Origin of the sequence: Planctobacterium marinum, from assembly GCF_036322805.1 — a bacterium.
GTDB classification, from domain to species: domain Bacteria; phylum Pseudomonadota; class Gammaproteobacteria; order Enterobacterales; family Alteromonadaceae; genus Planctobacterium; species Planctobacterium marinum_A.
The window spans coordinates 2,987,126-3,001,624 of the sequence record NZ_AP027272.1 but is presented as its reverse complement, the minus strand read 5'-3'; the positions used below and the strand labels follow the sequence as shown (position 1 = coordinate 3,001,624).

The following is a 14,499-nucleotide window of genomic DNA, read 5'->3' as shown; positions in this document are numbered from 1 at the left end:
TTACCGCTTCTGTGATCCCTTTCATCGAAATCACTGCGGTCTTGTGCTATTTCTGTGGGGAGGGGAGATTTTTTTAGAGGGTTTTTATACTGTTACGGGAAATCATAACAGGGTCAAAAATGTGGTGTTTGACACTAAAATCCTTGTTATATATTTTTTGCAGTATCATCTTGGCTGCGGTTTCCCCAATATCTCTCATGGGGTATTTCACTGTGCTGAGTTTAGGTTGTAAAAAGCGTGAAAATTCGATGTCGTCGAAGCCCACCAGTGAAATGTCGTCAGGGATGCGCAATCCTTTTTCCCGAATGGCCTCGGCTGCACCATAAGCCATCTCATCATTGCCACAACAAACTGCTGTGATTGTCTCGCCTGAGTTTAGTAATTGGCTCATACCTTTATAGCCAGAATCAGCCTGAAAATCTCCTTCGAACACCAGCTCAGGACGCAAGGCAATACCGGCTTCTTGCAATGCCGCTTTATGGCCGGTAAAGCGATCCTCGGCATCAGCTTTCCATAATGAGCCCGTAATGTAAGCAATGCTTTTGTGGCCGTTGTCTATTAGTGCCTGTGTGGCGATGTAACCGCCTTTGACGTTATCCAGAGTGACACAGCGTTCGGAAATCTCGGCGATAAACCGGTTAACCACCACAAAATCCACGTTATCCTTGGCCAGTTGCACAAGGTAATCGTTAGATACGGCTTCAAGGTGCAGGATAAGGGCATCGCAGCGGCGACTTAACAACGACTCAATGGCTTTAACTTCATCTACTTCGTTACTGTGACCGGCAGCAATAAACAAGTGTTTATTGGCTTGTTTTAATAGCCGTTCGGTTCCCGATAGCAGGTCGCCAAAAAAGGAGCCATGCAGTTCAGGCACTACGTAGCCAACCGTGTTACTTTTATTGGAGGCTAAGGACTGGGCGATAAAATTAGGGCGATAGCCCAAGGTTTTCATAGCGTCTTCGACTTTGGCTTTGGTTCCTGGTTTAACCTGATCGGTGTTGTTAATGACTCGTGATACTGTCGCCAGAGAAACACCGGCCAGTTCCGAAACCTGCTTGATGGTTGCCATGAATTAGTTTTTAAAACTCAACGAGATAGATATTTTCTTTATATTCTCAGCTTCGCCGGGATTGTCAAATCTTAAAGCGTTAACCTCATTTAACTGCTCATTGTCTGGTCAGGTTTAGCACGCCCAAAAAAAGGGGCGCCGAAGCGCCCTGAGTAAGCCTGAATAAACAATGCCCTTAGTTTTCAGTCACCTGCCACAGGGTAACTGTTCCGCTGATTTCATTACCGACGACAACTAAGGCGTTGCCTGTAGGGCTGTTTTCTGCGGCAATAAACACCATGCCTTCAGGAGCTAAGTCGCCTGCCAGGTCAGCCCCTTCGGTAGTATCACGGTTGATTACGTAATCTACAAATTGCGTGTTGTAAGGGTTAGTGATGTCGTAAACGAAGATACCACCCATACGCTCAAGGCCAATGAAGGCATAAGTGCGATCGCCCACCATGCCTATGGTTAAGGCTTCAGGCTCTGGCCCTTTATTAGCGGAGCGGGAATCCCCTTCGTTTTCATCATCGTTGTTATTGAATTCATCACCGTGTACCGATGCGGTAATGCGCTCAAAGTCGTCTCCTGAATCGAAAACTACCAGGCCATTTGTATCCCAGATAGTGAAAGAGCGCGCGCCGTACGCATAGATGTTTTCGTATATACCGTCGTTATCGCTATCACCTAATTCTGAAGTAACATTCAGGCGACCAATGGGGAAGGCGCTGAAATCAAAATCTCTGGGATCGTCACCCGCTGCCGTTTCCAGGGCTGAGCCTGCGGCGTAATCAAGACGACGTGCCTGAGTCTCGTCTGTATAAGACAAGCAGCCATCATCCTCATCAAAGTCCTGGCCACCTGCCGCTTCACAAAGCGCTTCATCCTGATTGCCATCGGCATCCAACGTGTCGAAGAAATACTCACGCGCATCACCTTCGTTAGCAGTAACGATGAAATTTGCGCCATTCCAACTATAAGAAGCGATGGTATCTGGCTGGTACATACCGTACAGGTTTTCATAAGTACCGAAGCTCACGCCACCGTCTTCCATGCCGTCAATCATCAGTCCGCTCCAGTCTTTGAAGCCCAGGCCAACAACTTCAACGCTGTTATCCGTTAAATCGACAATGGCTAAACCGTTGTTTTCCTGCAGAGCAACAAAAGCCACTTCGTTGGTCGCAGTGATGTATTCGGGCTCCAGGTCTTGCGCTACGCTGATGTCAATCAGGTTGCCATTGATAGTGCGACCTGACGGGTTAGGGAAGTGCATGCCCTGTGCTTCAAGAGTGGCCTGCATTCCATTGTAAGCGCTAAAGTCGATGATAGTTGCGGTATCAGCTGGCATGTCATCAATGATATCGATAACCGCAATGGAGCCTTCAGGATCTACTGAATAATCGTCAGCAGGCTCACCTTCATTGGCTACCAGCACTTTGCTGCCATCAGGAGTGAAGGTCACCATATCAGGCAGATTACCTACAGTTACCGCTTTTACATAAGCAGGTGTGCCGGCATCTAAACCATTGTAAAACAGAACTACGCCGTTATCGGCATGGGCATCAGCCGCCACAGCAACGGCCATCCAGTCACCTGCAACGGCAATGCTATTAGGACTGCCCAGGGTGATGCTATTGGCTTCGGTTTCCAGTAATAAGGCGCTTGAAGTCAGGTTAGTATCGGAAAGAGGATTGGATAACTCATCTGCTGTTAAGCCAGAGATATCAATCATCTCAACGGTGGGGACATCTGCGGCACTGTTAATGGCGAAGACCGTTTGTGTTGCTACATGATACTGTACAATTTCCGCTGCCCCTTCCGGGTCTTCGGGATTGAGTAGCGCGCGTCCCACTACACCCATGCTTACACCTAAAGAGGCATCTTGACCGGGTGTACCTGCTGAGCCGGTGTCACCTTGGGGACCTTGTGGTCCGGTTGCGCCTTGTTCGCCATCGTCGCCAGAGCAACCTGCAAGTACGGCTAAAACCGCCAGTGATAAAAGAGTACGTTTCATGTTAGATCCTATTTTTAAGTCGCGAGTTCGAGGTTTAAAAGGACGCTATTAAAAAGACGGTTTGTGACAGGTTGGCTACAAAATTATGAAACTTATCAATGCTTTATAACCGTATGGTCAGGTTTTAGATGATCAGGCAAGGCGAAGCTTGCGATGTGGAAATATCTACATTTTTAAAAAAGACGCAATCAGTCAGGCTATCTGATATGTATTGGTACGTAAAAACGCAGTGGAAGCCTGATTCATCCCCTTTTAGGGAAGACCAGGTGCTGAGATTGCAGCTTGTTCAGTCAGTAAGTCTGCGTGATTCAGATGTTGTGCTTTTGATTATTTCAGTTGTTTTCAGCGTCAATCGCCTGTTGCACGGCGCGATAAAAGGCTTCTCTTTCTGCTCCTAAGGTTGTTTTCATGCTTGCTCTGGGCCAATTGGCATTTGAAGCAATTACCAGGTTTCTGTTTGGATCGATAAAAATACCCTGGCCAAATATCCCTCTGGCGGCATAGCTGCCATCGTCGTAGGTCCACCACTGATAACCATAGCCTTTACCGGGTGTGCCAATATCCGCTTGTTTGCTGGTGGCAACGGCGATCCAATCTGGCGGCAGAATAGCATTGCCAGCTATTTTTCCCTCTTCTAAAAAGAACAGCCCCATTCTGGCGAAGTCACGAATGGCGGCCTGAACACAACAGCCACTGATTTCGTGGCCGGTTACACCCAATAGCCAGCTGGCATCTTGCTGCATGCCAAAGGGGACCCAGATTTTCTCTGACAGATATGCTGACAGTGTTTTGCCAGTGGCAGCGCTCACCAATACCCCAATCAGATTGGTTTCCCCGGTTTTATAAAGCCATTTACTACCTGCGGGAGCCTCGCGTTCAAGGTTACGCATGTAACTGACTGTAGAGTCCATGCCTTCGACGGGAACATGCAGGTTAAGCTGGGCCACATCACTGTTGGGATCCTCATAGTCCTCATTCCATTTTACCCCTGACGTCATGGTAAGTAACTGTGCAATGGACACATCATCGTAAACAGAGCCTTTGAGATCGCTGATGTAATCCGACACCTTGTCGTCAATGCTGCTGATATAACCGTCTTTAATGGCGATTCCCACTAACGTTGAGGTAAAGGATTTCGCCACAGAAAAGCTTGTCCAGCGGCCTGTACTATTAAAATCTAAACCATAGCGCTCTAATCTCACCACACCATTGTGAATGATAACCATGCCCGCAGAGCGTTGGCTTTGCATGTACTGCTCTACATCTATTTTTAACTTAAGTGGGGCACCTGTAGCTAATTCACGTACCTTGCTGCCCGCTTTAACAGGACTGGATTTTACCAGAAGCGGAACTCTATCGATGGTGCGAAATCCGGCATCGCGTTGCTCGATAGACCAGAACAAAATATTGGTATCAGTGGGCAGTGCTTTGAGAAGCCGTCGCATATCTGCGTCAAGATTCACATAAACGAATGCAATCACTGCAATTGCAGCAGTGAGCAACCCAACAATCCATTTAGACATGGTCTTTAATCCTTTTCTATCTCATTGTTTCAACGCGTTAGCCATAGCGGAAGGTCTCAACGCTGTTCAAGTTCACGCTTGCGTATCGGCATAGTGTCTATTTTCCAAAGTAATTCCGCAAGTTCAGGTATTGTCAGTGAAGAGCGCGCTTTAACTTCGCCATCTAGCCCAATCAGTAATGCTTCTCCGGGAGGGACCTTATAGTGTGCCTTGTAAAATAAGGGCTCTGCCAAAGGCGTGGCTATGGGTTTGAATACATTCTTATGTATTTGCTGAAATAGTAACACCTTCCGCGCTTCGATTTCTGCAATAAACTCGCGGTGAAAACGCTGAATTTGCTTGTGATGTTCAGGTTGTACGGGCTTAACCAGTATCAGACGATTTTGCCAACGCAGGGAGGTCATCTCTGGTATTGGATCTTCTTGGCTATAAGTTGCTTCACTGTGAATTGTAGTGGCCGTGCTTTGGGTAAAAAATAACAGTAAGACAGTGAACAAAGGCACCGTAACAGGCGTATTTATCATTGCGTGTTTACATTGCGCTGGAAATATTTTTAAGCTTACGTGTGTCTTTAAAAAACAGTTTAGTTGCGACTGGTTTTGCTCTTAAAGAAACCTTAGATAAAGGAAAGTGTCTGTGTATAACCTGCTTATCGGTTTGGTCTTTTTACTTGTAACCACTGCTGTTAAGGCGGGTACATGGGCTACCGGACCCCACATCCGGGTGGATTTGTTAGCTGAAAATCAATCCTTTACTACTGCCTCTGAAAATTGGATTGGCGTGTATTTGCAACCAGAATCACAATGGCATACCTACTGGTTAAACCCTGGAGATTCAGGAGAGGCACCACAAGTTAAATGGACAGCTTTCATAAACGGAGAGCCTGATGAAGGAGGGCAAGTTCAATTTGGTGAAATCCATTGGCCTGTTCCAGAGCGCATTCCGGTAGCCCATTTGGTGAACTTCGGCTACAGCGAGGCGCATTTGCTCATGCTGCCTGTAGCGGTGGCTCAGACCACTAAGCCAGGCGATAAAATACAAATTCAGGCAGAACTTTCATGGTTAGTGTGCAAAGAGGACTGTATACCCGGTTGGGCTACGTTAACGATTGAACGGGTAGTATCGGAACAGCAAATTGCCACTCCAGAGCAGTTGTTGTTTCAATCTACCCGCCAACAATGGCCTGCCGACACAACGTTATCCGCTCAGTACGAACTCACTGAGCAACACCTTACAGTTGCTATGCCTGAGCAGGTAAGTAGGTTGCAAAATGCGCTTTTTCTATTTCCAGAGCGCTCGGACCTTATCAAACACAATGCTGTTCAACAGCGAATTGAAATAGATGGCACAAGCGCTTTTGTATTGGAAAAATCAGAGTATTTTTCCGGATCGAATGAGCCAGTTCGGTTGCTGGTCTCTGATGGTAAACAGGGCTATTGGCTCAGCGCGAAACTCAATACCGCTGCTCAATTCAGTTCCAATTCTAATTCCAATTCGTCTTTGTTGTTGATGGTGATATTCGCTTTTACCGGCGGATTGATTTTAAATCTTATGCCTTGTGTATTGCCGGTTTTGGCTATCAAAGGCTTGAGTTTGACGAATCAGTCAGAGGGCAGAAGCGTTAAATTTGCATATATGCTTGGTGTGATTTGCAGCTTTTTGCTGTTTGCTTTGTTGATATTGGCCGTGAAACAAGCGGGGCAAAATATTGGCTGGGGCTTTCATATGCAGGAGCCTTTGGTACTCATGGCACTATGTCTGTTGTTTACCTATATCATCTTGATGCTGCTGGACATTGCACCGGGCACAGAAGCATTAATGGGGGTAGGGCAAAATCTGACAGCGAAAAATCAGTTTCAACATCACTTCCTCACCGGTGTTTTGGCGGTGCTTGTGGCATCACCTTGTACTGCGCCATTTATGGGGGTGGCGATGGGAGCGGCGATGGTGAGTCCACCCTTACATACTGTCTTGATTTTTTTCAGTCTGGGTTTTGGCTTCGCTTTGCCTATGACACTGCTACACATGTTTCCTGCGCTGGCTCGATTATTACCTAAGCCCGGCATCTGGATGGAAACCTTCAAGCAGTTCCTGGTGTTTCCAATGCTGGGGACGCTAATCTGGTTGCTGTGGGTGTTTTCTGGTCAGGCAGGAAATCAGGCACAACTGCTGCTAAGCACCTGTTTGGTGTTGTTTGCGCTTACCTTTTGGGCAAAAACCAAAGGTATTATTAGTTTGTATATCGTTTGTGGGCTGTTATCCGGCGCGCTATTTTGGTTTGCGCAACCCAAATCTGAGTTCTCAGAAACTCATGGTGTCGATATCGCAGCAACATGGTCTGAACAACGCCTGGCTCAGTTGAGAAACAACAATCAGGTAGTCTTGGTAAACATGACGGCAGACTGGTGCATTACCTGCAAAGTTAATGAGCAGGTGGCCTTTGAATACGAAACAGTGCGACAACTGTTGGCGCAACAAGATGTGCATTATCTGGTAGGGGATTGGACCAACAAAAACGATGAAATTTTACAATATCTGAACCGTTATCAAAGGGTTGGCGTACCTCTATATGTGTTATATGCCGGGCGGGAATTTAAACGAGTATTACCACAAATACTTACACCGCAGATACTTAAATCAGCCATTGTGGAAGCTCAGGAGGCTTTATGAAAAAATTTGTCAGTTACGTTAAACGCAGTATTGCTGTCACGCTGTTGATTTTACCGAATTTGCTCTCTGCCGCAAAAGTAGATGCGCCCGCGCCAGATTTTGTATTGCTGAATACGCAAGGTGAACAGGTCAAACTTTCTGATTATCGAGGTCAATACGTAGTCCTCGAGTGGACTAATCACCTTTGTCCCTATGTGCAAAAGCATTATAGCGGCGGCAATATGCAAGGATTACAAAACAAATACACTGAGCAAGATGTGGTTTGGTTATCGATTATCTCGTCTGCTCCGGGCAAACAGGGCCATATTGATGGCGATAAAGCTGACAGCTTAACAACCGAACGGGGCGCTGCACCCACTGCTGTTTTGTTTGATCCGGAAGGCACAACGGGCAAGCAGTATAATGCGAAAACCACGCCCCACATGTATGTAATCGACCCACAAGGGATGTTGCGTTATGCAGGTGCAATCGACAGTATAAAATCTGCCAACCCAGCCGACATTGCCAAAGCCACTAATTATCTCGATCAGAGCATGATGCAATTGTTAGCCGGGCAGCCAGTATCAGAAAAAATGACTGTCCCTTATGGTTGTACCATTAAATACAAAGGCTAGCTTTTAAACCGCGACATTGTCGTCTCGACATCAAGAGGTGATAGCGCTCTGGCAGCTAACAGACTGCCCGGGCGCTTTTCGTAAAATGCTATTAAATGTGGTGCGTTAATTGCTGTAATGAGTCTAGCTGATTCATTACAACGATTTTCTGACACATATCTATGTACACTACCGCTGCCAACGCGACATCTCTGTTTCAATACATAGATGATCAGCGTTCCAATTCCCAATTTATTAGCGACATGCAGTCGTTAACCACCAATACCAATAGTAAGGATGTTGATTCTATCCAAAATAGTCTGGTCAATGTGCAATCCATCGATGACATGGTGGATCAGATTATTAGTGGTGAGAGCAGTGTCACCGGGGACAAAGTCAATGATATGTTGGACTTTTACTTCAAGCAGGTAAAAAACGAGTTAAAGTCCATCACTGATGACTTGAATCTCGCCAACATACCGCCACTGCAAAATACAGAGGATAAATGGCATTTTGCTTCAGACAATTCGGACGATAAGTCACTAACAAATTTTCTCAACTATTTAAATCGCGATACCAGACTGAGCGAGCGTATGGAAAAAGTGGTAATGCTCTCTGAATTAAGTGAGCGGGTGAGTGCCAGAGATTATGCGCAACAGTTAAAAAATGAGGATATAGCAGATCCTCAAATAGAAGCCTATTTGGTGAGCATCAGTCAACAATTACAGGATAATCGCTATCTCAGTGTCGAGAAAGGGGCACTTAAATTAGGGAATTACGGGTTGGCGTCTGAAGAATATCAAAGTCGCTTTTCAAAATAGGCGCCTTGAAAAACAGGCGGACACCTGAGGCGCCGCCTTTAACGTCGAAAAGGTATTTTTGTGAAGCAATATTTCTTTGCTTCATTTTCATTATCGGCAACTCAATGCCTAATTTAAATTAGACAAAGGTAGTAGAGCGAATTGTTCTATATCGGTCAATGTTACAATCATAAGTTGATAAAAAACTCTACACTTTCTTATTGAGTCGCTATGATGGTAGTAGTAATTGTTTAAAGGTTGTTTGATGGAAAGTTTATCTTTAGTTATTGCCAAATTTGGTGGCACTAGTGTGGCAAATTTCGAGGCCATGCAAAATTGCGTAAAAATCGTGACGGCAAATCCTCAATGCAAATTAGTGGTAACCAGCGCTCCTGCCGGAATAACTAATCACTTGGTTGAGTTGGGTAAAACCCCCATGCCGGAGGAAGATAAAGAAGTTATTCTGGACCTCATTAAGCAACAGGTCTTCGATATTCATGAACAACTCGTAGATAAAAGTAGTGTCAAAAATAAACTGGATGCCTTATTTACCGGAATACAAAAAGTTGTCTATGCCGATGGCATCAACGAAAGTCCCATGTTGCAGGATGAACTTTTGTCATTTGGGGAAAGACTGGCTTCAGTTTTACTGACGGCGTGTTTTGTACAAGCTGGGGCTGATGCGCTGGAGTTTGATGTGCGTGAGATTATGCTAACAGATGATAATTTCGGTTCAGCCGTACCAGAACTTGAGCAACTGGCGGAAAAATCAGAAAAACAGCTGAAGCCACTTTTAGGCAACCACATTATTATTACCCAAGGATTTATTGGGAAAACCGCTTGGGGCGATACCACAACGCTAGGTCGTGGTGGTTCAGACTATACGGCTGCGCTTTTATCCGAGGCATTGTCCGCCAATCGCTGCGAGATTTGGACTGACGTAGCAGGGGTGTTTAGTACGGATCCCAGGATTGATGATAAAGCCTATCCCATTCCCGAGTTAAGTTACGATGAGGCTGCTGAGATGGCCAATTTTGGTGCCAAAGTACTGCATCCGGCAACGCTTGCCCCGACCTTAAGGAATAATATTCCGGTCTTTGTAGGTAGTACCAGAGCACCAGAGCTGGGCGGCACAACCATAGTTAAAGATTGCCAATTCGAACCAACATTTCGCGCGATTACACGTCGCAAAGAGCAGCAGCTTGTAACCTTGCATACGCCCAAAATGGAACGCTCCAGTCAATTTATCGGCAAGGTCTTTAACATACTGGATCAGTTTGGTCTGAGTATCGATTTGATCACTACCTCAGAGACCTTTATCTCGTTGACATTTAACGCCTGGCACGCCACCAATCTGGCGCAGGCCTCTTCTCGGGCGTTGGCTGAACTAGAAAAAATTTGCATTGTTGAGGTGACGCCAAACCTGGATCTGATCACCATTGTAGGTAACAACTTACACGCCAAGCACGGCGGTGCCGGAAAAATATTTGAGGTACTAGAAACCGTGCGCATTCGCATGATCAGCTATGGGGCTAATCCTCACAATATTTCCTTCCTGGTGGACCAGGAAGACAGTACGGGTGTGATAAGAGAATTACATCAGCATTTGTTAGCGGAAAATTTGAATCGGCCACAAAGCTGAATACTTGTGGCTCAATAAACGTTAACAGCAGCGGGTTTTTATTACCTTAAATTGCTTAATCGTATTACGCAGTTCATCCAGAGCAATGGGCTTGGTGAGGATCAAATTAATATCTCCCTTGGCTTGCGCTTCTTCGATGTATTGTGAAATAAATCCACTGAGCAGTACCACGGGAATATCAGGACACTTCATTTTTATTCTCTTAGCCAGGTCAATGCCACGCATTATTGGCATTTGGTCGTCACTGATCACAATATCAAATTGGTTGTCGTGCTGTTCAAACAGGTGCCAGGCTTGTTCACCATTTTCGGCAGTGAAGACTTCATGGCCATCAGCTTGCAGGGCTTCCATGTAGAGTTGTGCAATTTCAGTTTCGTCTTCAACCACCAGAACTTTGTGTCTTTCGAACTCTGGGGATTCAGCGCGATGTGCCTGATGCACAATACCGGGATGACTGACAGGAATGTCGATGGTGACATTGCTGCCAATGCCCTCTTGACTGTCGATGTGAATATGGGCTTTCATGTCTTCCACAAGGCCATGCACTATCGCGAGGCCCAAGCCTGTGCCACGACCTTTCTCTTTGGTGGTATAAAAAGGGTCGAATGCCTGGGATGTTTGCAATTGACTCATACCTCGGCCGGTATCAGATACCGTTAATCTCAATTGCAAAGGATCAGCATGATGCCCCGATATCTCACACAACTTGATTTCGATAGTGCCAGTATTGGGTTCAATCGCCTGACAGGCATTGGAAATCAGATTCATAAGTAGCTGAGTGACACTGCTTTCGTCAGAAGAAATCATCCCCGAATCTTGGAGGTCGACTCGCAGACTGATGTTGGTGCTGATAGTGGGCTGTATTAATTCCAGGGCCTGTTCAATCGCTTTTTTAAGATCGATTGCACTGTGGGATTGTGGATTTTTACGACTGAAGGCCAAAATACGCTTCACTAACTCGGCCCCTCGTTGAGAAGCATCCAGGATTTTACAGGTGTGATGCAGTAACTCTTTGTTGGCCTGAGTCATTTTGAGTAATTCAGCGTTACCAGAGATAATAGCCAAAATGTTATTGAAATCATGAGCAATACCACCGGAAAGGGTACCTAACGATTCCATTTTTTTTCTTTGAGCTCTTTGCATTTCGCGTTTCTGCTGGACACTCAGATCCTTGATGAGTCCCCAGGCCCGTGGGGTTTCAGCTGGGTTGGTATTCACCTTAAACACTTTCACCAGAGCTGGAACAGGGTGGCCATGACTATGGATATAGTGCTTCTCAAACGCTTCGCTTTCGCCTTTTTCGGAAATACTTTCAGCAAGTTTTATTTCACTCTGTTGCAGAGAAGCGCTGTCGGTGATGTCGAATATGGTCAAATTGCATAGGCTTTGTTTATCGTAACCGATCATCTTGCAAAACGCTGGGTTGCAATCCAGAATTTTTCCATCCGGCACGGAGCATTCAACGATACCGTCATCCAGTGAGTGATAGAGAGATGAAAACTTATCGGACAGTTTTTTGAAAGCCTGTTTTTCCGATTCAAGGGCACTCAAAAAGGCGTCTTTTTCCATTTCTGAACGATAGGCTTTGACAATCAGACTGCAGTTATCCAGCAGTGGCTCGACAAACTGCAATATCCGTTCGTCGTAGCCCGATTCACGATTGGCCAAACCCACCATACCCACCATTTCGCCCTCTCTGAATAGGGGAAAACCGGCAAATTGTTTTAGGCTGGGATGGCCTGAGGGAGTGCCACCAGATTGCGGGTGGTGTTTTGCATCATTGCTTATCAGTGCCTTACCCGTTCGAATAACAGCGCCAAATAGCGTATCGAGATTGTGGAATTCAAGTTCTGAATCGGGATTGCTGTTAAAGTAATCTGCTGTATCACTATCCTTTGATACATCCGCAAGGGCAATGTGTTTGAGGTACGGCTGCTTGTTTTTATCAGATAGCACTTCAGCGATAAAGCCGAATTGACTATCAGTAATGGTGAGAAATGCCTTTAAAAAGTCGGACACCAATGCACGTGTAGAGACGCCATTGAGGTAATCACGATTAACGCAGGCAATGGCGTTGATTATTTTCTCTGTTTCCCGGTTTTTCTCCACTTCCAGTTGAGCTAACTTTTTATTACTGCGACTTTCCAATAAATGCACGATTTGCTTTGCCATCAGCAGCAGTCCCTTTTTCTGGACATCGGATAATACTTTGGGCTTATCGTCCATGACGCAAAGGGTGCCGATGGCGATGTCAGATTTCAGGCGGAGGGGAATACCGACATAAAAGCGAATGCTCAAGTCACTTTTAACCAAGGGATTGTCGCAGAATACGGGGTGTTTTCTGGCGTCTTCAATTTCCAGAATGCAGTTATTCAGCAAAGTATGGTTGCATATGGATATTTCACGTTGGATTTCACAGATATCCAGTCCTAATTTCGATTTAAACCATAGCCTTTCTGAGTCTACCAGCGTTAAAAAAACATAACGAGTTTCACATAATTCACCGGCAAAGCGAACAACCTCATCGAATTCAGGCTCTGCGGGTGTATTAAGTATAGCTAGATCGCGCACAATTTTAACGCGCTCTTGCTCTTCATCAATAGCCTGTATTTCGGACATACAAAACACTTACCAATAGTTTGTAAAACTATAGGTAGGTTTCTCTAAAAGTTCAAAGAAAGCCACATTCTAATTGTATGCAGATACAATCCAGAAATCGATTGCGTGGTTTATTGCTAACTACTAAAGCTGCAGATCATGTAGCCACATATGCAGTGCAATGCTACACACAAATCCCAATGCTATGACTGGTGTCCATTTGAGGTGGGATAAAAAGGTATAGATGCCACGGGTTTGGCCCATCAATGCTACACCTGCCGCGGAACCAATGGACAGCATACTTCCGCCGACACCGGCACTTAAGGTAACCAATAACCATTGTGCCTGGGACATTTCAGGTTCCATGGCGAGCACCGAAAACATCACCGGGATATTGTCTACAAATGCCGACAATACACCCACAAGAATATTGGCCTGTGTCGTTCCCAAATCCTGGTACATAAAGACAGAAAGCAGCTCCATGTAGCCAATGAAGGTTAAACCACCTACAGACATGATTACCCCGTAAAAGAAGAACAGGGTATCCCATTCAGCATGGGCTATCTGAGCAAAGACATCAAAATCCAATGGATCATCAGAAGTGCCTGGTGGGTTTTCGGTCTTGTGGGTCCAGTCACTGCTGTGAGTCCGCAGCCAGAAACCATACAGCTTGAGGTAGGCCAGGCCCAAAAGCATTCCATAAACAGGCGGAATTGCCAGTAAGTGGTGGAAGGCTATCGCCGTGATGATGGTTAATAAAAACAACAGCACTATTTCCATACCACCTTGCTGGATTGTGCTCTCTTGCACCACCTGTTTTTGTGGCCTGCCAATCGGCACGGCAAACTGCATGATAAACGCCGGCACGAGATAATTCACCAAAGATGGCAGAAACAAGACGCCAAACTCGGTAAACGGCACGACGCCTTTCTGCCACACCATAAGTGTGGTGATATCTCCGAAGGGACTGAACGCCCCTCCCGAATTGGCGGCCACCACGATGTTAATGGAGCAGGGCACGATGAAGCCCGGTCTGTCGGATGCAACGGTCATGATAACGGCACATAAGATCAACGCCGTTGTCAGGTTATCTGCGATGGGGGATATAACAAAGGCAAGAATGCCGGTAACCCAAAATAAACTTCGATAGGTAAATCCTTTGCTGGTTAGCCAATGACGTAAGGTATTGAAAACATCCCGCTCCATCATGGAGTTGATATAGGTCATCGCCACCAACAGGAAAAAAACAACTGGGTGTATTCCAGGAAGTATTCGTTGATTGCCGGAGCAATCATGTGGCTCTTTTCTTCGTTGTGATAATACCAGGCAATGATTGCCCAAATGATACCGGCCACCATTAAAACGGGTTTTGATTTTTTGAGGTGAATTTTGTCTTCCAGCATGACAAGCAGATAGGCCAGAATGAACAGGGCCAGTACCACATAACCCAACCAATGCTGAGTTAAATTAATACTGCCGTTTGGTGTTGCATCTCCCGCGAAGGTTACCGATGCGCTTGCTGAGGTAACCATTGAAGCAAACACCAAACAAACCAAAAACCAACCTTGGATAATTTTCATTACATCTTAGTTTCTATTACATTTGCAC

9 protein-coding genes and 1 pseudogene are annotated in these 14,499 nt (G+C 45.7%); 4 read left to right on the top strand and 6 right to left on the bottom strand.

The features are described from left to right. Window positions 1-73: 73 nt before the first annotated feature. The 4 genes from AABA75_RS13420 to AABA75_RS13405 all read right to left on the bottom strand — a co-directional run bounded on the left by AABA75_RS13420 (window position 74) and on the right by AABA75_RS13405 (window position 5,112). The gene (locus AABA75_RS13420; RefSeq protein ID WP_338293119.1) at window positions 74-1,072 is read right to left on the bottom strand and encodes a LacI family DNA-binding transcriptional regulator; all 999 of its coding nucleotides are present in this window, start codon (window positions 1,070-1,072) and stop codon (window positions 74-76) included. Window positions 1,073-1,247: 175 nt separating this feature from the next. Next, window positions 1,248-3,065: a choice-of-anchor I family protein gene (locus AABA75_RS13415; RefSeq protein ID WP_338293118.1), complete on the bottom strand. Its 1,818-nt coding sequence runs from the start codon at window positions 3,063-3,065 to the stop codon at window positions 1,248-1,250. Window positions 3,066-3,397: 332 nt separating this feature from the next. Next, the gene (locus tag AABA75_RS13410) at window positions 3,398-4,588 is read right to left on the bottom strand and encodes a serine hydrolase domain-containing protein (protein WP_338293117.1); all 1,191 of its coding nucleotides are present in this window, start codon (window positions 4,586-4,588) and stop codon (window positions 3,398-3,400) included. A gap of 56 nt (window positions 4,589-4,644) precedes the next feature. Next, entirely contained in the window at window positions 4,645-5,112 is a 468-nt protein-coding gene (locus AABA75_RS13405; protein WP_338293116.1) for a DUF4174 domain-containing protein, read from the bottom strand. A 112-nt stretch (window positions 5,113-5,224) separates the two neighbouring features. Here AABA75_RS13405 and AABA75_RS13400 point away from each other — a divergent pair, with 112 nt between their 5' ends. From AABA75_RS13400 to lysC, 4 genes are all read left to right on the top strand, one after another. Continuing rightward, on the top strand, window positions 5,225-7,258 hold the full coding sequence (locus tag AABA75_RS13400) for a protein-disulfide reductase DsbD family protein (protein ID WP_338293115.1): 2,034 nt from the start codon (window positions 5,225-5,227) through the stop codon (window positions 7,256-7,258). Next, window positions 7,255-7,872: a redoxin domain-containing protein gene (locus AABA75_RS13395; RefSeq protein WP_338293114.1), complete on the top strand. Its 618-nt coding sequence runs from the start codon at window positions 7,255-7,257 to the stop codon at window positions 7,870-7,872. Before AABA75_RS13400 ends, AABA75_RS13395 begins: the two co-directional genes overlap by 4 nt. A gap of 161 nt (window positions 7,873-8,033) precedes the next feature. Further along, window positions 8,034-8,672, top strand: a complete 639-nt coding sequence (locus AABA75_RS13390) for a hypothetical protein (protein WP_338293113.1) — start codon at window positions 8,034-8,036, stop codon at window positions 8,670-8,672. A gap of 244 nt (window positions 8,673-8,916) precedes the next feature. Beyond that, window positions 8,917-10,293 (top strand): lysine-sensitive aspartokinase 3, encoded by a 1,377-nt coding sequence (gene lysC, locus AABA75_RS13385; protein ID WP_338293112.1) that lies wholly within the window; start codon window positions 8,917-8,919, stop codon window positions 10,291-10,293. Between the two features lie 21 nt (window positions 10,294-10,314). On the opposite strand, the gene AABA75_RS13380 is transcribed toward lysC, so the two are convergent. After that, on the bottom strand, window positions 10,315-12,912 hold the full coding sequence (locus tag AABA75_RS13380; RefSeq protein WP_338293111.1) for a GAF domain-containing protein: 2,598 nt from the start codon (window positions 12,910-12,912) through the stop codon (window positions 10,315-10,317). A gap of 123 nt (window positions 12,913-13,035) precedes the next feature. After that, window positions 13,036-14,471: pseudogene (nhaD, locus tag AABA75_RS13375) on the bottom strand (sodium:proton antiporter NhaD). Window positions 14,472-14,499: the final 28 nt, after the last annotated feature.